The sequence below is a fragment of the Kushneria sp. Sum13 genome, from assembly GCF_052692355.1.
Map to the genome: position 1 here is coordinate 3,445,432 of NZ_CP199847.1, position 21,213 is coordinate 3,466,644.

At 62.3% G+C, this 21,213-nt stretch carries 18 protein-coding genes; 13 read left to right on the plus strand and 5 right to left on the minus strand.

The window, feature by feature from the left end:
- The first annotated feature begins 77 nt into the window (after positions 1-77).
- The 3 genes from ACUN8C_RS15930 to ACUN8C_RS15940 are packed head-to-tail and all read left to right on the plus strand — an operon-like array spanning position 78 to position 3,022.
- Positions 78-1,139, plus strand: a complete 1,062-nt coding sequence (locus ACUN8C_RS15930) for an ABC transporter substrate-binding protein (protein ID WP_445620137.1) — start codon at positions 78-80, stop codon at positions 1,137-1,139.
- A gap of 5 nt (positions 1,140-1,144) precedes the next feature.
- Positions 1,145-2,188, plus strand: a complete 1,044-nt coding sequence (locus ACUN8C_RS15935) for a FecCD family ABC transporter permease (protein WP_108841385.1) — start codon at positions 1,145-1,147, stop codon at positions 2,186-2,188.
- A gap of 36 nt (positions 2,189-2,224) precedes the next feature.
- The gene (locus ACUN8C_RS15940) at positions 2,225-3,022 is read left to right on the plus strand and encodes an ABC transporter ATP-binding protein (protein ID WP_445620138.1); all 798 of its coding nucleotides are present in this window, start codon (positions 2,225-2,227) and stop codon (positions 3,020-3,022) included.
- Between the two features lies 1 nt (position 3,023).
- Here ACUN8C_RS15940 and ACUN8C_RS15945 read toward each other — a convergent pair whose 3' ends face one another.
- The gene (locus ACUN8C_RS15945) at positions 3,024-3,698 is read right to left on the minus strand and encodes a GntR family transcriptional regulator (RefSeq protein WP_445620139.1); all 675 of its coding nucleotides are present in this window, start codon (positions 3,696-3,698) and stop codon (positions 3,024-3,026) included.
- A 258-nt stretch (positions 3,699-3,956) separates the two neighbouring features.
- Between ACUN8C_RS15945 and ACUN8C_RS15950 the strand changes: the two genes are divergently transcribed.
- From ACUN8C_RS15950 to ACUN8C_RS15965, 4 genes are all read left to right on the plus strand, one after another.
- Positions 3,957-4,994, plus strand: coding sequence for a 4-hydroxythreonine-4-phosphate dehydrogenase PdxA (locus ACUN8C_RS15950; protein ID WP_445620140.1), 1,038 nt, complete (start codon positions 3,957-3,959; stop codon positions 4,992-4,994).
- A 98-nt stretch (positions 4,995-5,092) separates the two neighbouring features.
- On the plus strand, positions 5,093-6,043 hold the full coding sequence (locus ACUN8C_RS15955) for a Bug family tripartite tricarboxylate transporter substrate binding protein (protein ID WP_445620141.1): 951 nt from the start codon (positions 5,093-5,095) through the stop codon (positions 6,041-6,043).
- Positions 6,044-6,128: 85 nt separating this feature from the next.
- Positions 6,129-6,602, plus strand: coding sequence for a tripartite tricarboxylate transporter TctB family protein (locus tag ACUN8C_RS15960; protein WP_445620142.1), 474 nt, complete (start codon positions 6,129-6,131; stop codon positions 6,600-6,602).
- 4 nt (positions 6,603-6,606) lie between these two features.
- Positions 6,607-8,118, plus strand: a complete 1,512-nt coding sequence (locus ACUN8C_RS15965) for a tripartite tricarboxylate transporter permease (RefSeq protein WP_445620143.1) — start codon at positions 6,607-6,609, stop codon at positions 8,116-8,118.
- Between the two features lie 67 nt (positions 8,119-8,185).
- On the opposite strand, the gene rhtB is transcribed toward ACUN8C_RS15965, so the two are convergent.
- Positions 8,186-8,809, minus strand: a complete 624-nt coding sequence (rhtB, locus tag ACUN8C_RS15970) for a homoserine/homoserine lactone efflux protein (protein ID WP_445620144.1) — start codon at positions 8,807-8,809, stop codon at positions 8,186-8,188.
- Between the two features lie 167 nt (positions 8,810-8,976).
- On the opposite strand from rhtB, the gene ACUN8C_RS15975 reads away from it, so the two are divergent.
- The gene (locus tag ACUN8C_RS15975) at positions 8,977-10,248 is read left to right on the plus strand and encodes a D-mannose isomerase (RefSeq protein ID WP_445620145.1); all 1,272 of its coding nucleotides are present in this window, start codon (positions 8,977-8,979) and stop codon (positions 10,246-10,248) included.
- Positions 10,249-10,373: 125 nt separating this feature from the next.
- Positions 10,374-11,591 carry a PQQ-dependent sugar dehydrogenase gene (locus ACUN8C_RS15980; RefSeq protein WP_445620146.1) on the plus strand — a complete coding sequence of 406 codons (1,218 nt, stop codon included), beginning with the start codon at positions 10,374-10,376 and terminating at the stop codon, positions 11,589-11,591.
- Positions 11,592-11,648: 57 nt separating this feature from the next.
- Here the strand turns inward: ACUN8C_RS15980 and ACUN8C_RS15985 are convergent, their stop codons facing one another.
- Both ACUN8C_RS15985 and ACUN8C_RS15990 read right to left on the minus strand, forming a co-directional pair.
- Entirely contained in the window at positions 11,649-12,467 is an 819-nt protein-coding gene (locus tag ACUN8C_RS15985) for an MBL fold metallo-hydrolase (protein ID WP_445620147.1), read from the minus strand.
- 154 nt (positions 12,468-12,621) lie between these two features.
- Complete coding sequence (locus tag ACUN8C_RS15990) at positions 12,622-14,445, minus strand: glycoside hydrolase family 15 protein (protein WP_445620148.1); 1,824 nt, start codon at positions 14,443-14,445, stop codon at positions 12,622-12,624.
- A gap of 337 nt (positions 14,446-14,782) precedes the next feature.
- Between ACUN8C_RS15990 and ACUN8C_RS15995 the strand changes: the two genes are divergently transcribed.
- Both ACUN8C_RS15995 and ACUN8C_RS16000 read left to right on the plus strand, forming a co-directional pair.
- Positions 14,783-15,574, plus strand: coding sequence for a sulfite exporter TauE/SafE family protein (locus ACUN8C_RS15995; RefSeq protein WP_445620149.1), 792 nt, complete (start codon positions 14,783-14,785; stop codon positions 15,572-15,574).
- Between the two features lie 127 nt (positions 15,575-15,701).
- Complete coding sequence (locus ACUN8C_RS16000; RefSeq protein ID WP_445620150.1) at positions 15,702-17,144, plus strand: YfcC family protein; 1,443 nt, start codon at positions 15,702-15,704, stop codon at positions 17,142-17,144.
- Between the two features lie 98 nt (positions 17,145-17,242).
- On the opposite strand, the gene ACUN8C_RS16005 is transcribed toward ACUN8C_RS16000, so the two are convergent.
- Positions 17,243-18,004, minus strand: a complete 762-nt coding sequence (locus ACUN8C_RS16005) for a GntR family transcriptional regulator (RefSeq protein ID WP_445620151.1) — start codon at positions 18,002-18,004, stop codon at positions 17,243-17,245.
- A 273-nt stretch (positions 18,005-18,277) separates the two neighbouring features.
- On the opposite strand from ACUN8C_RS16005, the gene ACUN8C_RS16010 reads away from it, so the two are divergent.
- Positions 18,278-19,972 carry an L-lactate permease gene (locus ACUN8C_RS16010; protein ID WP_445620152.1) on the plus strand — a complete coding sequence of 565 codons (1,695 nt, stop codon included), beginning with the start codon at positions 18,278-18,280 and terminating at the stop codon, positions 19,970-19,972.
- A 56-nt stretch (positions 19,973-20,028) separates the two neighbouring features.
- Complete coding sequence (gene lldD, locus ACUN8C_RS16015; RefSeq protein ID WP_445620153.1) at positions 20,029-21,183, plus strand: FMN-dependent L-lactate dehydrogenase LldD; 1,155 nt, start codon at positions 20,029-20,031, stop codon at positions 21,181-21,183.
- Positions 21,184-21,213 lie beyond the last annotated feature (30 nt).

Genomic DNA, 21,213 nt, shown 5'->3' on the forward strand with positions numbered 1-21,213 from the left:
ATCCTGCTCGCTTTTGTCCGCCGGATTCGTCGGGTATGTTCATGCCTTGATCCACTGTCCTTTCACCGGTCCTTCTGATGCCCCTTGCGCTTTCACGTCTGCCCCTGTGTGCCCTGTCGCTTTTGCTCATGCTGCCGGCCCTTCAGGCAGCGGCCGCCGACGCCGGTGACCACTATCCCGTGACGCTGGACAACTGCGGCACCCAGATCACCCTTGAGGCCCCGCCGCAGCGGGCGGTCAGCATCGGCCAGAACACCACTGAAATACTGCTCTCGCTGGGCCTGGCCGATCGCATGGCCGCCAGCGCCGTATGGATCGGCGACGTGCCGGAGAACCTGAAGGCTTCCAACGACCGTGTGCCGCGACTCTCCAGCGGCATTCCAGGCCTTGAAAGCGTGCTGGGACAAAACCCCGACCTGGTCGCAGCGCAGTTTGAAACCGATGTCGGCCCCCGGGGTCGCATTGCCAGCCGCGAGCAGTTTGCGTCACTGGGCGTGCCGACCTATCTCTCTCCCACCGACTGCGTGGGACGCCTTTATGGCGGAGACACCAACCCTGATGGCGCCCGCACCCGGGCGTTCGACATGTCACTGGTATATCGGGAAATTCAGGAACTGGCGGAGATTTTCAACGTCTCGCAGCGCGGTGTTGATCTGGTCGATGCGCTGCGCGCGCGCGAGGCCCGCGCCGCGGCCGCCGGTGCCGGCATGCCAGGGGATCTCTCCATGGTGTGGTGGTTTTCCAGCGCCGAACTTTCAGGCGATGCCTGGGTGGCCGGACAGTTCGGGGCGCCGGGCTACATCATGAAAAAACTGGGGGTGCACAACATCATCAAAAGCCAGGAGGAGTGGCCGGCGGTGAGCTGGGAGCGCATCGCGGCAGCCGACCCGGATGTAATCGTGCTGGGCCGGATGACGCGGCGCAACTTCCCGGCCGATGACGTGGCTCAAAAGATCGACTTTCTCGAGCATGACCCGGTCACCCGCGAGATGCGCGCGGTGCGAGAGCACCACTTTATCGTGCTGGATGCCCAGGCGATGAACCCGACCCTGCGCACCCTGGAGGGTCTCGAGGTAGTGGCCAACGCCCTGAGCAGGCTGAGGCCAACCGGTGCCTCCGCACCGGATGAGACGCCATGAGTCCCATGCAGGGCCGTTTCGCTGGCGCCCGACATCGTCAGGGGCTGCACCTGGGGCTGATCGTACTGGCCCTGATGGTGCTGGTACTGTCGATGGCGCTGGCGGTCTCGATCGGCGAGATCCACATTCCACTGGCCACGACCTTCAAGGCACTGGGCAACGCCCTCGGGGTCAGTGAGTACCCACTTGATCGCATCCATGAAAGCATCATTCGCGAATATCGTCTGAGCCGGGCACTGGTGGCCGCCTGCTGCGGCGCGGGGCTGGCGCTGTGTGGCGCCATCCTGCAGGCGCTGCTGCGCAATCCGCTGGCTGAACCCTATGTGCTGGGCATTTCAGCGGGCGCCTCCACCGGGGCGGTGTGCATCATGGTGCTTGGTGTGGGCGGCGGCGCGATGGGGCTGTCGCTGGGGGCCTTTCTGGGCGCGCTGGGCGCCTTTGCGGTCGTGCTGGCGCTGTCCCGCGGCGCATCAACCAGCCCCAATCGCATCATTTTGGCCGGCGTTGCCGGCTCGCAGCTGTTCAACGCGCTGACGGCCTGGGTGATCAGCACCTCGGCAAGCGCCGAGCAGGTGCGCGGCATCATGTTCTGGCTGTTGGGCAATCTGGGCGGGGTACGCTGGCCGGAGGTAACGCTGGCACTGGCGGTGGTGCTGCCGGGCTTTGCGATCTGCCTGCTGTTTGCCCGGGCGCTGGATGCCTTTACCTTTGGTCAGGACGCCGCCGCGGCCCTGGGCATCCCGGTCGGCGCCGTCCGCCTGATCCTGTTTGCCGTTACCGCGCTGATGACGGCCACCATGGTCAGCATGGTCGGGGCCATCGGCTTTGTCGGGCTGGTCATTCCTCACGCCGCACGCTTTATGGTCGGCACGGCGCATGTGCGTCTGCTGCCGGCGTCGCTGCTGATCGGGGCGATCTTCATGGTGCTGGCCGACATCGTCTCGCGGGTGATTCTGCCTCACCAGAGCCTGCCCATCGGCGTGGTCACCGCGCTGGTTGGTGCGCCGGTCTTCGCCATGATCCTCTATCGCGCCCGGCCGCCCCTGTGACGAAAGTGACCACTTACTTACCCGGAGAGGCATAGCATGTCGATACAGGCCCACGCGGTCAGCTGGTCCACGGCCGGCCGCCTGATTGTCGATGACGTGAGCCTTGCCATCACGCCCGGCGATACGGTCGGGCTGCTCGGACCCAACGGCTCGGGAAAGTCGTCGCTTTTGCGTCTGTTATGCGGCCTGCGGCGCGTCACCAGAGGCGTCGTGACGTTTGATGATGCCCCGCTTGAGCAGTTGAACCGTCGCGACGTGGCCCGGCGGCTGGCACTGGTCGAGCAAAACGCCACCACCGATGCCGACGTGACGGTGCTGGATGTGGTCCGGCTGGGGCGCACCCCGTGGCGCTCGATGCTCAGCGGCTGGCGTGAAGAAGACAGCAACGCCGTCGAACAGGCCCTGGTCCAGGTCAGCATGGAGAGCCGACGCTACCAGAGCTGGCATACGCTCTCCGGCGGTGAACGTCAGCGCGTCCATATCGCGAGGGCGCTGGCCCAGCGCCCTCGCGAGCTTTTGCTGGACGAACCCACCAACCATCTGGACATTCAGCACCAGCTGGAAATCCTCGCGCTGGTCCGGCGTCTTTCCACCACCTGCGTGATGGCGCTACATGATCTCAATCTCGCCGCGATGTTCTGCGATCAGCTGGTGCTTTTGAAGGAAGGCCGCGTAGCAGCCGCGGGCACGCCGGAGTCAGTACTCACTCCCGAGCGCATTCTCGATGTGTATGGTGTGGACACCGTCATTGAACGCTCACCGCATCATGGCCACCTGCACGTGCACTATCTGCCACGGAGAGAGACGAGCCTGCCGCGTAGCTCGCAGGCATGACTCACACCATGTGCCTGACCCGCTGCCAGGCATAGCCCAGATGCTCACCCAATGCGGCCACCAGCGTCTCGGCATCGCGACGCTCGAGCGCTGCCATGATCATCTCGTGCTCATGCACCGCGGATGCCCATTTCTCGGGGCCATCATGTCCGATAAACCGGATACGCTTGAGTTTTGACTGCAACGAGGTGTGCACCTGCGCCAGCGGCTCATTGTGGGCCAATGCCACGATGGCTGTGTGGATCTGCTGGTTGGTCTTGTAATAATCGAGCCGGTTGCCCGAGTGATAGTACGCCACCATTTGATCGTGCAGTCGTCTTACCTCCTTGATCTCGTCATCGCTGGCACGGTCACAGGCGATTCTTGCCGCCAGCTCCTCCAGCGAGCGAATCAACACCAGCATGTCCTCGATATCGCGCGCTGAAAACTGACGCACACGCGCCCCGCGTTGCGGCACCAGCTCGACCAGCCCTTCGCTTGCCAGAAAACGCAGCGCTTCACGCAGCGGCGTGCGCGATACGCCCAGCGTTTCGCACAGCGGCCCTTCATAAATTCGCGCGCCCTGCTCCAGCTCGCCTTCAATAATCATGTCGCGCAGGCGATTGGTAATCGCATCATGCAGCGAATGCCGGGAAATGGTGCCGGCAGCCTCACTCAGGCCCTGTGTCCTTGTCATGTCATGTCCTTTTGCCCTGAAGCTGAATCAATATTGGCCCGGACCCTTTGTATCGCCTGGCAGGTCATCACAACAGCATGCCCGGCTATATGACAGCGTTGTGAAGCATCATTTCAGGCAATAGCAGGAGATGCTCCAGGACTTATGGGTAAGGTCGTAACGCCAACTTTGGGACCAACGTATAATGTATACATTATGCATTAAGGCGCACTCTCATCGTCAAGCCACACTTCCTGTTCTTGAAAGGTGAGACATCACATGACAACCAGTACGTCTTCTTCTGGAACCCATCGCCCCTTGATTGCACTTGCCATGGGAGACCCGGCCGGCATCAGTCCGGAGCTGACAGCCCGACTGGCCGCAGATCCACAGGTGAATGCTGCCGCAAGGCTCGTGATTATCGGGGACCGCCGCGTGTTCGATGAAGGCGCCCGCTCCGCAGGGCTTTCCCCCGACCTGGCCGACACTACCCTCAAGGGTCTGAAAGCCGGCGCACCGGATCAGGCCGCCTTTATCGATCTCGGCCATCTATCCCCTGATGAAATCGAACGCGGCGTACCCTCACTGGCAGGCGGCACGTTCTGTTCACGTAATTTCAACGAAGCACTGGCGCTGGCCAATGAGGGTCACGTGGAAGCGGTCTGCTTCACCCCGTTCAACAAGCAGGCGATGCGCTACGCCAATCCTGACTACGACGATGAAATTCGTTTCGTGGCACGGGCCATCGGCTTCAAGGGCAAGGCGCGCGAGTTCAACATTCTGGACAACATCTGGAACGCGCGGGTGACCTCGCACATTCCGCTGTCGCAGGTCGCTGCTTCGCTCAATGAAAACGCCATTCTCGAAGAGATCGCCCTGACTCAGCAGTGTCTGGAGCAGTCGGGCATCGAAACCCCGCGCATTGCGGTGGCAGGTCTTAACCCGCATGCCGGCGATGGTGGCAACTTCGGTCGGGAAGAGATCGAGATCATCGAACCGGCCGTGGCGCGCGCCCGCGACAACGGCTGGGCCGTCGAAGGGCCCTTTCCGGCAGATACGGTTTTTCTGCGCGCCCCTCGCGAGGGCTATCACGCGGTGCTGACCATGTACCACGACCAGGGGCAGATCGCGATGAAACTGATGGGCTTTGACAGCGGCGTCACGATGCTGGGCGGTTTTCCATTCCCGGTCTGCACGCCGGCCCATGGCACCGCCTATGACATCGCAGGCCGTGGTATCGCCGATATCGGCGCTTCGCGTCAGGCCCTGCTGCTGGCAGCCCGCATGGCTTCTCGTCTGCAGCAGACAGTGACCTGAGCCGGACTGCCAGATATTCGAACACCGTGTCTGCCTGAAGAGACAGTGACTGACCAGGCGACGCGTTAAAACGCAGTGACGCTAACCGGGAGAATCACATGAAAATTTCAGTACTGGCGGCCGGGCTGGTCGCATTGGGTCTGACCACACAGGGGCAGGCCGCAGAGTTTCCCAGCAAAACCATCGAAGTGGTCACTCACTCCGGCGCCGGTGGCGGCACGGACCTGACCGCCCGCGCCATGGTCCGTGCCGTCGAGCCGATCATGGGTACCGACATGATCGTGGTCAATCGTCCGGGAGGCGCCGGCGTGGTCTCGCTTAAATATCTCGAGGACCGTCCCAATGACGGCTATACGCTGCTGACCTGGACGACCGGACACGCCGTACAGCAGGCCAAGAATGGCGCGACCACGGCAGAAGGGCTGATTCCGATTGCTCGTGCGACCAACGACCCGCAGGTACTGATGACCGCCTGTGGCAAATTCGAGGATGCACAGGCCTTTATCGAGGCCCAGAAGGAAAAGCCACTGCGCTATGGCGTCACGCATGTGGCCAATATCGATGATGTCTCGGCGTTCATGTTTGGCAAGGCGGCCGGCATTCAGCAGCCACAGATCGTGCCGTTTGAAGGCGGCGGTGATCTCGAAACCAACCTGATCGGCGGCAATGTCGACGTGGCGGTCCTCAACTACGGTGAAGCCGCCGCACAGATCGATGCCGGGAAAATCTGCCCCATGATCGTCATGGCCGACACGCGCCTTGCAAGCGCACCGGATGTGGAAACCACGGCCGACCTGGGCATCGATGCCGACTACTCCACCGTACGCGGTTTTGCCGTGGCCGAAGGCACCCCGCCCGAAGTGGTGGACAAGCTGCGGACCACGCTGATGGAAGGCATGCAGGGCGACCAGTTCGGCAACTTCCTGACCTCGGCGATGGGCCTGAGCCCGGAAACCTCCGTGGCCGATTACGAGGTCTGGGGCGAGCAGATGAATGCGGCCGTAAAGAACATGAATGCCGCACTTGTCGAGCTGGGATATATCGAATAACCCTTTGATCAACGCTGGCACGACCGGTCCGCCGGTCGTGCAGGACAGCCGATCAAAGCCCTTTTCCATCGACCGGGGCCATTTTATGCAACCTTCTCGCCTTGTTCGTCACTCAGGGCCCTTACTGGCGGTGGGACTGCTCGCCATTCTGGCCTTTGTACAGACCTATACCTTCAAGTCGGTGCCGGCCATTCTGGCGCGCGGTCTTCAGCCGGCCACCTTCCCGCGCCTGGTGACGGCACTGATCCTGATCCTTGCCGTTATCGCTTTTATTCACGACCTCAGAAAGCCCCCCGCATCGGGCGACACCCTGCCGCGGGTTCTGTTTTCCACCACGCTACTGCTGGTGATCTTTTCGGCACTGGTCGCTTCAAACCTGTTTTTAATCGCGCTGATTGCCGTCACGGTGGGGACCGCCCTTTTATGGGGGGAGCGACGCGTACTGGTACTGATCGCGCTGGCCCTGTCCCCGCTGATCGCCATTGTGCTGTTCGATATCGGCCTTGAGATCAGATTTCCGCGCAGCCCGCTTTTGAACCTCTACTACGAATGGCGCTGATACCATGACCGATCTTCTGATGTCCGGGCTTTCTGCCCTTGCCGATCCGTCGCTTCTGCTGCTGATTGTGGTCACGACCCTGGCAGGGACCATCATTGGCGTGCTGCCGGGCCTGAGTGGCACCACCGGGGCGGCGCTGGCACTGCCCTTCACGCTGACCATGGATCCGGTCTCGGCGGTCGTGGTGCTGGCCACCATCTACGGCTCTTCAACCTTTGCCGGCTGTATCACGGCGATATTGATCAACACCCCCGGCACTTCCGCCTCTGCCACGACCTGTCTGGATGGCTATCCGCTGGCCAAAAGGGGAGAAGCCGGCCGAGCCATCGGGATTGCCACCCTCTCCTCCTGCTTTGGCGGCGTGGTCAGCGTGATCTTTCTGCTGTTTGCCGCCCCCATGCTGGCCGGCATTGCCTACGAGTTCGGCCCACCCGAATATTTCGCGCTGTCCATCTTTGGTCTCTCCATGCTGGCCACCATCGGCGGCGGCTCGGCGGCCAAAAACCTGATTGCCGGGGCCTTTGGCGTGCTGCTGTCGACCGTCGGGGTCCACATGATGACCGGCACCGAGCGCTACACCTTTGGCACCAGTGCCCTGTATGACGGTATCGGCTTCGTGCCGGTCATGATCGGACTTTTCGGCATTGCCGAGTTTCTAAGGCAGTCGACCGAGCTTGGCCTCAAGCGGGAGGTGCTGGGCATGAAGGCCGCACGCCTGCCGACATGGGCCGATATTCGCCAGATCAAAAATACCGTGCTGCGCGCTACCGGCATCGGCACCTTTATCGGCGTACTGCCGGCCGAAGGGGCCACCATCGCGTCGATGATCAGCTATAACGAGGCACGTCGAACCTCCAAAAACAAGGATGCGTTCGGCAAGGGTGCCATCGAAGGCATTGCAGCCTCGGAAGCGGCTAACAACTCGGCAGTGGGCGGCTCACTGGTACCAACCCTGGCACTCGGTATTCCGGGCAGCCCTACCGCTGCCATCATTTTGGCGGGCCTTCTGGCACAGGGTGTGCAGCCGGGGCCGACGCTTTTCAACGAGCAGGGCAATCTGCTCAGTGCGCTCTTTGCAGCGCTGTTGGTGGGCAATCTGCTGTTTCTGGTCATCGGACTTGGTGGTGCCAGATTCTACGCCCGCATTACGCAGATCCCGGTACCGATCCTCTGGCCGCTGGTATTTCTATTTTCGATTATCGGCGCCTATGCCATTCGACAATCGGTGTTTGATGTCTATGTAGCGGTTGCCTTCGGGGCCATCGGCTTTTTAATGCAGCGCTACGGCTTCTCGGTCGTGTCACTGGCCATCGGCCTGGTGCTGGGGGTGATGGTCGAGCAGCGCCTCGGGCAGAGCGTGGCGATGTACAACGGGAACTGGCTTTTGATGTTTACCCGCCCGATCGCGCTGGTGTTTTTCGCTCTGACCCTGCTGTCCCTGTTTGGCCCGATGGTCTCGAGCCGGCTCAAACGTAAAAAGGCGCTGGCACGCACGCTCCACCATACCCGTACGTAGCTGGCTGACACAAAAACGCCCTGCCGGATTATCGACAGGGCGTTTTTCATTCATGGCTCGACCATCGTCAGGCCCGCCAGGTGGCCAGAAGCCCGGCGACAAAAACAAACAGCCCGCCAAACAGGCGATTGAGCAGACGCTGCTGGCGCGGTGAGCGTAGCCAGCGGGCGACCAGGGTCGCAAGACCTGCAAAGCCGCACATGACCAGAATATCGATGCCGATCATGGTCACGCCCATCACCGTAAACTGCGTGACGCGCGACAGCGCCGGGTCGAGAAACTGCGGCAGCAGCGCAATCATGAAAATCGTGGCCTTGGGGTTGGTCACATTGACCAGCACGCTTTTCCAGAATCGTCGTGCCGCGCCTTCGTGAGGCGCGCCCGTCGAGGCAGCCTCGATATCGACGGTCTTCTCTCGCCACTTGCTGATGCCCAGATAGATCAGATAGACCACCCCGACCCACTTGATCAGCGCGAAAGCCAGTTCAGAAGACGCCAAAAGCGCCCCCAAACCCGCGCCCACGACCAGAATCTGCACGCCCAGCCCGACCTGCAGCCCCAGAATCGCCGGCAGGGTGCGCTTGAGCCCATAGCGCATACCGTTGGACATGGTGTTGATGGCACCCGCCCCGGGCGTGATGCTGATCAGGATCGAGGCGGCCAGAAAGGCCCAGAAGAGTTCAGGAGACATGATGCCGACACGACCTGTTATGTTGAGAGAGCTTGCCGCTCGATAATACGCGTATCAGGATGTCAAACAAGCGACACGGAAGGTCATCGGAGGGCAGGGAAAGCATACTGACCTATCCTGCACCGAAGGCCATCATCGGCATGCCCATATCACGGATGAAGGAGGCCATGACCCCTATGCCCGGCACCACACCCTATCTCCCCTCGCGTCATGACAGCTGGCTCGACCGCCCGGCGCATCACCATTGGCTCGAGACGGAAGGCCAGCGGCTGCTGGCCTTCTACCGGGCCTCGCGTCATCCCGAATGCGGTTTCGCCGCGCTGGATGACCAGGGCCGACTGCCTGACGATGCCCATCCCGACACCATGATCACCGCCCGCATGACCCACTGCTTCGCGCTGGCGGCCATGCGCGGTGAGCCCGGCGCGGCGCTGCTGGTGGCGCATGGCGTGGCCGCCCTGCAGGGTGCGCTGCGCGATGACGAGCACGGCGGCTGGTACGGTGAGTTGCCGCGCGACGGCGAGACGCAAACCAAGCAGGCTTATATCCACGCCTTTGTGGCGCTGGCTGCGGCCAGTGCCTGGCAGGCCGGCCACGAAGACGCCGGGGCGCTGCTGGAAGACATCACCGACGTTTTAGAGACGCACTTCTGGGACGAAAGCGAAGGCCGGCTGCGAGAGGGCTTTTCCCGCGACTGGCGTGAGGATGAAGCCTACCGTGGTGGCAACAGCAACATGCACGCCACCGAGGCCTTTTTGCAGCTTGCCGATGTGCTTGATGCCCCCAAATGGCGTCGGCGCGCCCTGTCGATTGTCGAGAAGATCATCCACGCCCACGCCCGACCCAACGACTATCGCGTGGTCGAGCATTTCGACAGCGACTGGCAGGAGTGGCGCGATTACAACCAGGACAAGCCCGGTGATCCGTTTCGCCCCTACGGTGCAACGCCTGGCCATGCCTTCGAGTGGGCGCGGTTGATGCTGCATCTGGAAGGCAGCCTGCTGCGCGATGGCGATCAGGCACCGGGCTGGCTGGTCGAGGATGCCCGCGGCCTGTTTGATCATGCCACCGAACTGGCCTGGCACGTCGATGGCGAGCCCGGACTGATCTACACCCATGACTGGGACAACCATCCGGTGGTGCATGAGCGCATGCACTGGGTAGTGGCCGAGGCCGCGTCGACCGCGGCCATGCTGCTCAAGCGGACGGGCCACGACGATTACGAGCGCTGGTATCGCCGGTTCTGGGACTATATCGATCGTTTCATGATCGACCGCGAGCAGGGCAGCTGGCATCAGGAGCTCGACCGCCACAATCGCCCCTCCGCCACCGTGTGGTCCGGCAAGCCGGATCTCTATCACGCCTACCAGGCGACCCTGCTGCCCCGCCTGCCACTGGCGCCCACCATGGCGCGGGCAATCGCGGACGGCACGCTTTAGTCGCCTTCGTCTGATAGGCGCCTCTTCGGCTTGAGCCAAAGCTGAAGGGGCCGGGCATCAGCACGCCCGGCATGCGAGGCTGAATCGATCCACAAGTATCGATTCAGCCTGCCGGGAGAGTGCCCATGCGTGTCGCGTCGTCAATATCACCCCTGTTCGCCCTGTTGATCCTGTCTGCGCCCGTCATGGCCGAACCGGTGCCGACCGGCCCGCCCAATGCCCCCTCACAGACGCCGGCCTTCGAGGGCCAGACCCGCGCACCGCAGCTGCAGGAGACTCTAAAGCTCGAGTCCAAAACCGTCGCCGACGGCCTTGAACACCCCTGGGGGCTCGCCTTTCTGCCCGATGGCGACCTGCTGGTGACAGAGCGCCCGGGCCGGCTGCGCCTCATTACCCCGGAAGGTGACGTGTCGGAACCGATCGAAGGTGTCCCCAACGTCGATGCCCGCGGCCAGGGCGGTTTGCTGGATGTCAGTCTCGGCCCGGATTTTGACATCGAGCGGTGGGTCTATCTGAGCTACGCCGAGCCGCGCCCCCGCGAGCAGGGCACGGCCGACCAGAACGCTACCGCCGTGGCGCGTGGCAGGCTCAGCGAGGACGCCACCCGCCTGACGGAAGTGGAAACCATCTTCCGCCAGCAGCCGGCCTGGGATTCCACCAAACACTTTGGCTCACGGCTGGTGTGGGGCACCGATGGCACACTCTGGATCACGGTCGGCGAGCGCTCACTGGTCGAGCCGCGCCAGCTGTCCCAGACGCTGGACAACACCATCGGCAAGGTGGTCAGAATCAACGCCGACGGCTCAATTCCCGACGACAATCCCTTCACCCGGCGCGACGAGGCTCGAGGCGAGATCTGGTCCTATGGCCATCGCAATGTGCAGGGTGCCACCCGACACCCGGACACCGGCGAGCTCTGGACCATCGAGCACGGCCCAAAAGGCGGCGATGAACTCAACCGCCCGGAACCGGGGCTCAACTACGGCTGGCCGGTGATCACCTACGGCGAGGACTACTCCGGGGCCGCCATCGGCCAGGGCATCACCCACAAGGAGGGTATGGAGCAGCCGGTCTATTACTGGGATCCGGTCATCGCCCCCGGTGACATGACGTTTTATACCGGTGCGCTGTTTGACGACTGGCGGAACAACATCCTGATCGCCTCGCTCAACCCGGGCGGCATTGTCCGACTGACGCTGGAGGATGGACGCGTCACCGGCGAGGCGCGCTATCTTGAAAACCTGGGTCGGGTGCGCGATGTCGATCAGGGGCCGGACGGCGCCCTGTGGCTATTGACCGACCAGAGCGATGGTGCGCTGATCCGCGTCCAGCCGCAGAAGTAATCCGGCTTCAGGTCACAACGCCCCGCGGTTGAGGCAACCGAGGGGCGTTACTGCCTGTCAGCGCGGACCCGGCATCTGGCACGACTCGAGCGCGCGACAGTAGCGCTCGACCGAATATCTGACGGCCGGCCCGGCGCCCGAAGGAATTTCGCTGTCCTTGAAGGCACAGTAGAGCGCGTCAAAATCAAGCGACTCCAGAGCCTCGCCCATGGCCCTGACCGTGGTCGCCGGCAGCGGAATGTTGTTGGGATAGGACCACATGAACGAGGCCAGCCCGTCCGGGGTGACCAGCAGCGTATCGCCGCCCAGCAGCAGCTTCTGCGCCGGGTAGTGCAGCACGCTTGCCCCCGGGAAGTGACCACCCAGCCGGTGCAGGGCTACCCCCGGCAAAAGATCGAGACGATCTCCCTGCCAGAACGACAGCCGTGACGAGGGCTGCATGATCCACTGGCGGTCATCCTCATGCACATGCACCGGGCAGTCGAAGGCCTCGGCCCAGCTGGCGATGGTGCTGTAGTAATGCGGATGGGAGATGGCAATGGCGGTCAGGCCGCCAAGCGCTTGGATCTGCTGGAACGTGGCGTCATCGAGCAGGCTGATGCAGTCCCACAGCACGTTGCCGTGGGGCGTCTGCAGCAGCAGTGCACGCTGACCGATGCCGAATTTCGGCGTGCTGCGAAGGCTGAAAAGCTCAGGTGTAAGCGGCTCGAACTCGTTGGCATGCTGCGCGGCAAGTGCCTCGGGGGTGGTCCAGCGCTGGCCACTGGCCGGCACATATTGACGCTCGTCGGCACAGACCGGACACCGATCGGGTGTCTGGCCCGTCTCGTCATACTGTACGCCGCAGGTCGCACACAAAACGCCCTTCTTGAGCATGTCCCCTTTCCTTCTGATTGAGTGGCTGTTGTTATTCATGGCCATGATGGCACCGCGGACCCGACCTGTCGCCGCTCACGCACTCGGTCATGGCCTCACCCGTAGTGTGCATTCAGTAGTGCAAACCCAGGGGCGCAAATCCAGAAGTGCACATCTAGTAGTGCGCATCCTCCAGCGTGCGACCGGAGAGCGCATTGGCCGCGCAGATCTGGGCCAGGTGACTGAGCCCCTGAGGCACATTGCCCAGGTGCTCGCCAGTCGAGGGGTCGACCATCTCGGTCAAAAGCCCCAGGTTGCCGTTGGTGGCCTCGAGCGCCTCATCCATCAGCGTGCGGGCTTCTTCCTTTTCCCCCAGCGCCGCCAGCGCCTCGACCATCCAGAAGGAGCAGGCGACAAAAGCGCCCTCTTCTTCATGAGCACCGGAGTAGCGATAGATCAGTGAGCCACGGCCCAGTTCCTGACGGATGGCGCGATAGGTCGAGAGCATGCGCTCGCGATTGACCTCGGCGCCAAAGCGGTGGGTCAGACACAGCGCCGCGTCCAGCCCTTCCACACCTTCGTAAAAGACATAGGCCCCGCGGGCCTCGGACCAGCAGTGCGTCTCGATCCACTCGGCGATGCGGTTTCGCTCCCGCTCCCAGCGTGTTTTCCAGGTGGCTTCGATGTGGCCCTCTTCGGCCAGCTGTACCGCATGCGTCAGCGCCAGCCAGCAGGCCATCTTGGAGTGCGTGTAGTGTCTGTAGTCACCGGGCAGCTCCCAGATGCCGGCATCGCGCACCCGCCAGCGATCGGCGCACTGGTTGGCCAGATCGCCCAGCAGCCGGGCGGTATCGATATCGATGATGTGGCCGGCATCAATAAACAGCGCCGCCGTGGCGAGCATGTCGCCATACATGCCCAGCTGGATCTGATCGCGGGCGTTGTTACCCACCCGCACCGGCTGCGAATGCTTGTAGCCGGTCACCGGCGGATACGTCTCGGCCGGGATCAGATCGCCCGTGAGCGTGTAGCACACCCGCATATCGGGCCCGTGGCGACGGATCGTCTGGGTCAGCCATGAAAAGGCCGCCTGAGACTCCTCGATGGCGCCGGCATGCACAAACGCCTTGATCATCAGGCAGGCATCGCGCACCCAGGCGTAGCGGTAGTCATAGTTCTTGTCACCGCCAAGGCGCTCGGGCAGTGAAGTGGTCGCGGCCGCAGCAATGGCGCCGCTGGGGGAGTAGAGCAGAAACTTGAGCGCCAGCGCCGAGCGATAGACCCACTCGGGATATTCGCCGTGAAACTCGAGCTTTTCGATCCAGTCGCGCCAGGCAAAATCGCTGACCTCGATACGCCCATCGATGCTCTCGATCGAGGGCACCGCCAGCGGCTGGCCCTCGGTCGCCAGCAGCGCCACCATCGAGCGTTCACCTTCACGCGTGGTAAGCGTGCCCCGAGTGTATCGGTCGCAGCATTCGCTGATCTCCACGTCCTCGGAGCAGCGCAGCATCGCCATCAGATGGCCAATGTTGTAGACCCGACCCATGGGCGTCGTCTGCAGCCAGGGGCTGACCGTTTCGGTGCGGGTGCCGGCATGAAAACAGATCTCAAACGTGACCTCGCCCTCAAGCCCTTCCACACGTCGCGCCAGCTCACACCAGGGCAGCCGCCCGGCGGTGTTGCTGTTGATCGACTCGGTGACGCGGGCCTTGCCGCCACTGGTAATAAAAGTGGTCTCCAGCACGTTGCTGTTTTTGCGATATTGTCGCTCGACGCGGTACTCATCACGCGGGGTTAGCGAGAAGTAACCGCCCACCTCAGGCTCGAGCAGACGATCAAACAGCGGCGGTGAATCCATGCTCGGCGCACACCACCAGTCAATGGCACCATCCAGCGCAATCAGCGCCACCGAGCGGCCCTCGCCGATGGCGGCGTAATCACCCAGCGGGGCAAACCCTTCTTCTCGTTCGGGATTGGCAACCTGTCTTTTGCTCATCAACACACATTTCCTTGATATAAAACGTCACACGCCATGTGTCGCCAACCGATGCCGAGGGCGCAGGTCGACCGCCGTGCAGGGCGGTTTTGCCGGCGCGCACATGAAAAAGATAGATATGGATTAATCTTACTGTGGACGCGACAGACTCATCGCGCCAATGTCGTCACGCCCCCTTGAGCATAGAGGGTTCAGGGGAGCGAGCCGTGATCACTACAGCATCGCCTCTCCAGGCACTATGCTTGTCGACATTCCCGGCCGATGCCTGACCGGCCTCCATCGCACGATGACGCTGGATTTCCAATGACACTGGTCTCCCAATGACCCTGGACTTCGCATGATCTTTCTTCTTTATCTCGCACTTGGCGTCGTGGCCGGCATTCTGGCGGGGCTTTTCGGGGTCGGCGGCGGCCTGATCATCGTGCCGGTCATGATTTACAGCTTTACCCTGCAGGGCGTTGATCCCGCGGTCATGACCCATCTGGCCGTCGGGACATCACTGGCCACCATCGTCTTCACCTCGCTTAACTCGATTCATGGTCATCACCGTATGGGCGCCACGCGCTGGCCGCTGGTGGGCTGGATGAGCATCGGTATCGTGGGCGGTTGCGCGCTGGGCGCCCTGACCGCGTCGTGGATTCCGGGCAATGACCTGCAGACGGTGATCGGCGTGTTTGCCATCGCCATGGCGATCCAGATTGCCTTCAACCTGCGTCCCAAAGGCGGCGGCACCGACTATCGACCGCCGGGCAAACCCTGGCTGATCGGTGGCGGCACGATCATCGGCTGGGCCTCGGCCATCTTTGGCATCGGTGGCGGCTCGCTGACGGTACCGTTTCTTTTATGGCGCAACCTGCCGGCCCAGCAGGCCGTCGGCACCTCGGCGGCCTGCGGTCTACCGATCGCCATTGCCGGCGCGCTGTCCTTTATGTGGTTTGGTCACGGCCATGATGATCTGCCCGCCTGGAGCATCGGCTATGTCTATCTACCGGGCATGGTGGGCATTGCCCTGACCAGCATGCTGTCTGCGCGCATTGGCGTGCGCCTGGCACATCGCCTGTCACCAACGCTGTTGAAGCGCCTGTTTGCCGGGCTGCTGCTGGTCATTGGTATCAATTTCCTGCTGTAGACGGCATGACGGGCTGCCCCCCCATTTGCCGCCGACTTTCGTCTGATGGCCAGTTGTGAAACTATCGGGACTCAGGCAGCCACAGGGGCTGCCCTGACGCCCAACCAAGAACAACGAGTCATTCACCATGCCACAAGCGCCTTCCCGACCCGCATCGGTTCGTCCGCCAAAGAAACGTTCGTTTCAGATTCCGCATATTTACGCCATTCTTTTCATCTTTATCCTGCTGGCGGGTCTGGCCACCTGGCTGATTCCGGCCGGCGCCTACGACACCGTGCCCGGCCCCAATGGCCGCACCACCATCGATGCGGCCTCCTTTCACTGGGTGACGCCCAGCCCTGCCGGGCCGACCGAGCTTTTGCTGTCCATTCCGCGCGGGCTGCTCGGCGCCGGCGAGGTGGTGTTTTTCACCCTGCTGATCGGCGGCATGTTTGCCGTGCTCAGGCGCACCGGCATCATCGAGCTGGGAGTGGATCACCTGACCCGCCACTTTGCCGGGCGCAGCCTGTGGGTCATTCCGGTGCTGATGGTTTTGTTCGGCGGGCTGGCCACCATCATTGGCACCCAGGAGCTGTCGCTGGTGTATGTGCCGGTGATCCTGCCGCTATTGATTGCGCTGCGCTTTGACTCGGTGACTGCCGCCGCCATCGCGCTGTGCGCCACCACGGCCGGATTTGCCGCCGGCGTCATCAACCCGATCAACACGGGGCTGGCGCAGCAGCTTTCCAGCCTGCCGCTCTACTCCGGATATGGCCTGCGTCTGGTCGCGCTGATCGCCATGCTGGCCGTTGCGGTGTTCTGGGTCATTCGCTATGCAAAGGGCGTGCGTGACAACCCCGAGGCAAGCCTGGTCCATGACGAGCTCGATGAGCAGCAAAAGCGCGCGCGCTATCAGCACGCCCTCAACGACGTCACGGCCCCCGCCACCATCCGCCAGAAGCTCTGCATTGTCGTCACCCTCGCCCTGTTTGGCGTGCTGGTGTATGGCGTGCTCGGACGCGGCTGGTTCATGTCGGAAATGGCCGGACTCTTTATCGTCATGGGCATTGCCGCCGGTCTGGTTGCCGGACTCAAGGTCGACGAGATCTGCGAGGGCTTCAACGAGGGCTTTCGCGATGTACTGATGGGCGCCATGATCGCCGGCATTGCTCGGGCCGTCGCTGTAGTGCTCGAGGACGGTCAGGTGCTCGACACCATGGTCCACGCGCTTGGCCATCTGGTTGGCGGACTGCCCACGGCGCTGTCGGCGCTGGGCATGTATATCGCGCAGCTTGGCTTCAATTTCGTGGTGCCCTCGGGCAGCGGCCAGGCGCTGGTCACCATGCCGATCATGGCGCCGCTGGCCGACGTGGTGGGCGTCACCCGCCAGACGGCCGTACTGGCCTATCAGCTGGGCGATGGCATCGGCAATATTCTCTACCCGACCTCGGGCTATTTCATGGCCACGCTGGCACTCGCCGGTGTGCCCTGGCAGAAATGGGTACGCTTTTTTCTGCCGCTGTTCGGGCTCTGGGTGCTGATTGCCGTGGTGCTGTTGGTCGTTGCACAGGCAAGCGGCTGGCACGGCTGAAACGGGCAGCCTTCAAAACGTTATCCGCCATGAGAAAGGCGACCCCCTGGGGTCGCCTTTTTTATGGTTTCCGCCCGGCAAATGGGCCAGGCGCCGGGTCAGCGTCGTCGCCGGGCGCGCGCCATGCGCTGCTGTTCGGCATGCACGTCCGACAGCACTTCCTGCACATAATGGATATGGCGTTGAGCGATCTCGCGGGCTGCCTCGGGCTGGCGATGCATGATCGCCTCGAACAGCTCACGATGCTGCTCGGTGAGAATCTCTCGGGTCTCGACGCGCTGGGCATACATGCCGCCAATATTGGTCACGACGTTGCGCTTGAGCAGATCAAACAGCCCGCGGATCGTGTGTAACAGCACGCCATTATGGCTGGCTTCGGCAATGGCCAGATGAAACCCTGCGTCCGCTGCCCCCTCTTCGGCCTGCGTGGCAGGGCTTACGTTCTGATAGCAGTGCTGTAACCGGTCAAAGGCGAGCTGCAGTCGCTCACGATCCGGCTCGGTGGCCCGCTGGGCGGCGTAAAACGCACAGGCACCTTCCAGCGTATGACGGAATTCGAGGAGGTCGCGCTGGGCGTCGGGGCTGTTTTCCAGCAAGTGCAGTAACGGGTCACTGAAGCTCGCCCCCAGTGAAGGGGTCACATAGGTGCCGCCGCCCTGCCGGCTGCTGAGCAGACCATTGGCCGTCAGACGCTGAATGGCCTCTCTCAGCGAAGGCCGGGAAACGCCGAACTGCTCGGCCAGTGCGCGCTCTGCCGGTAGCCGCTCGCCCGGCTTGAGCGTGCCTTCCAGAATCATTGACTGCAGCTGCTCGACAATGCCATCCGCCAGCCTGCGGTGGCGAACCTGACCGACTTCCATACGCCCTCCAAAATTGGTCTTACCAATTTTATATTAAGCCCGATTCTGTAGCGGCAGAGCAACTACCATGAACCAAAGTATCAATCCAATTTCGTTGACCCTTGTGATCAAAGCCCATTAATCTCCACTGGCCGAGTATTAATATCCTCTAAATTGGTCTTACCAATTTACTGACAAGTCCAATAATACCGTGGAGCCATGCCCATGACCCGCCACGTATCAGTCCCGCCATTTCATTCACATCCTGCCCTTGATCACTGAGAGGGGTTTAACATGACATCCGGTCTGCTTGCCCTGCTCGCCATTACGCCCATCCTCGTTGCCGGACTTTTACTTATCGGTTTGCGCTGGCCGGCCAGTCGTGCCATGCCGGTGGTCTACCTGCTCAGCGTGCTGATTGCGCTGTTTGGGTGGAACATGAGTCTTGAACGCATACTGGCCTCCACACTACAGGGATTGATCATCACCATTGGCGTTCTCTGGATCATTTTCGGGGCGATCCTGCTGCTCAATACGCTGCAACACTCGGGCGCGATCCGGGCAATTCATGCCGGCTTTACCACCATCAGCCCGGATCGACGCGTGCAGGCCATCATCATTGCCTGGCTGTTTGGCAGCTTCATTGAAGGGGCTTCCGGCTTCGGCACCACGGCCGCCATTGCTGCGCCGCTACTGGTCGCTGTGGGTTTTCCGGCCATGGCAGCCGTGCTGATGGGGATGCTGGTGCAAAGCACACCGGTCTCCTTTGGCGCTGTGGGCACCCCGATCGTGATCGGCGTGACCACCGGACTGGACAACGTGGCCCTGACAGATCAGCTCATCGCACGTGGCTCCAGCTGGGAGATTTTCCTGCAGCAGATCACCAATGGCACCGCGATCACCCATGCCATCGTCGGCACCGTCATGCCATTGATCATGGTCGTGATGCTGACGCGCTTTTTCGGCGAGAAAAAAAGCTGGAAGGCCGGCTTTGAAATCCTGCCCTTTGCGCTGTTTGCAGGGCTTGCGCTCACCGTGCCCTACGTCATTACCGGCGTTTTGCTCGGTCCGGAATTTCCTTCCCTGCTGGGCGGTCTTGTTGGCCTGGTCATTGTCGTGACCGCCGCTCGCCTTCGCTTTTTGACCCCCAAAAGCACCTGGGACTTTGCCGAGCGCCACGACTGGCCGGCCGAGTGGGTCGGCACGCTGCAGGTCAGAATCGACGAGCTCACCGCCCGCCCCATGAGCCAGTGGCTTGCCTGGCTGCCCTACGTGCTGGTGGGGCTTTTGCTGGTCATCAGCCGGGTCTTCCCCGAGGTGACGGCGGCGCTGAAATCGCTGAGCTTTGGCATGACCCATATTCTGGGCGAAGACGGCATCAGTGCCAGCATCGAACCGCTGTTTCTGCCCGGTGGCATTCTGGTCTTCGTGGCCCTTCTTACCGTGGGACTTCATCGCATGCGCCTGAACGCACTCGGTGCGGCCATCGGCGAGTCCAGCCAGGTACTGCTCAAGGCCGGCTTTGTGCTGCTGTTCACGGTGCCAATGGTGCGCATTCTGATCAACTCGGGCATCAACGCTGCAGACCTGCCCAGCATGCCCATTGCGATGGCGCGCTATGTGGCCGACAGCGTCGGTGGCGTCTACCCGCTTCTGGCGCCGACCGTTGGCGCAATGGGGGCCTTTCTGGCCGGCTCCAATACCGTGAGCAACATGATGTTCAGCCAGTTCCAGTTTGGCGTGGCCGAAACGCTGGGCATTTCCGGGGCGTTCATTGTGGCCATTCAGGCGGTCGGTGCTGCAGCCGGCAACATGATCGCGATCCATAATATCGTGGCGGCATCGGCCACGGTCGGGCTGATCGGCCGTGAAGGGATCACCCTGCGCAAGACGATCTGGCCCACCCTCTACTACGTGCTCTTCACCGGCATCATAGGGCTTGTGGCCTGCTACGCGCTGGGGATCAGGGACCCGCTGATGGGGGGCTGATGCCCTTTGCCAGCGGTGCCTGAAGCGTCGCCTCTTTTCTGAATTCAGGGCTCAACATGATCATTTCAGCGTCAACGGATTATCGCGCAGCGGCGCAGCGCAAGCTGCCCCCCTTCCTCTTTCACTATCTCGACGGCGGTGCCTACGCCGAATACACCCTGCGGCGCAATGTCGATGATCTCGCCAGTGTGGCCCTGCGCCAGCGCGTATTGAGAAACATGTCCGAGCTGAGCCTTGAAACCGAGCTGTTCGGGGAACATCTGGCGATGCCGGTGGCGCTGGCCCCCATTGGCCTGTGTGGCATGTATGCACGCCGGGGTGAGGTACAGGCGGCAACGGCCGCGGCCGAAAAGGGCATCCCCTTTACCCTGTCGACTGTGTCGGTGTGCCCGATCGAGGAGGTCACCGCCGCCCTTGAGCGCCCCATGTGGTTTCAGCTGTATGTGCTCAAGGACCGCGGATTCATGAAAAATGCCCTTGAGCGCGCCTGGGCGGCAGGCGTTCGCACGCTGATCTTTACCGTCGACATGCCCACGCCCGGGGCTCGCTACCGCGATGCGCACTCCGGCATGAGCGGTGAGCGCGCCGCACTGCGCCGGATGTGGCAGGCGGCCACGCATCCTCTCTGGGCCTGGGATGTCGGCCTGCACGGACGGCCGCATGATCTGGGCAACATCTCGAAATACCGCGGCCACCCCACCGGCCTTGAAGACTACATGGGCTGGCTGTCCAAAAACTTTGACCCTTCAATTTCCTGGCAGGATCTGGAGTGGATTCGCGACTTCTGGAAGGGCCCGATGATCATCAAGGGCATTCTGGATGCCGAAGATGCGCGGGATGCGGTGCGCTTTGGCGCCGATGGCATCGTGGTGTCCAATCACGGCGGGCGCCAGCTCGATGGGGTGCTCTCCAGTGCCCGTGCGATGCCGGAGATCGCTGATGCGGTCAAGGGAGAGCTCAAGATCCTTGCCGACTCAGGGATTCGCAATGGTCTGGATGTGGTCCGCATGATCGCACTCGGCGCGGATACCGTGCTGCTGGGTCGCGCCTTCATTTATGCCCTGGCAACCCACGGCAGAAGCGGCGTTGTGAATCTGCTCAATCTGATCGAAAAGGAAATGCGCGTGGCCATGACGCTGACCGGCGCCAGCACCATCAGTGACATCAAAAGCGATGTGCTGGTGCCGCAGTCCGGCTCGGTCATCGATTAGCGCCTCGTATTTGAGACGAACGTGCCTCAC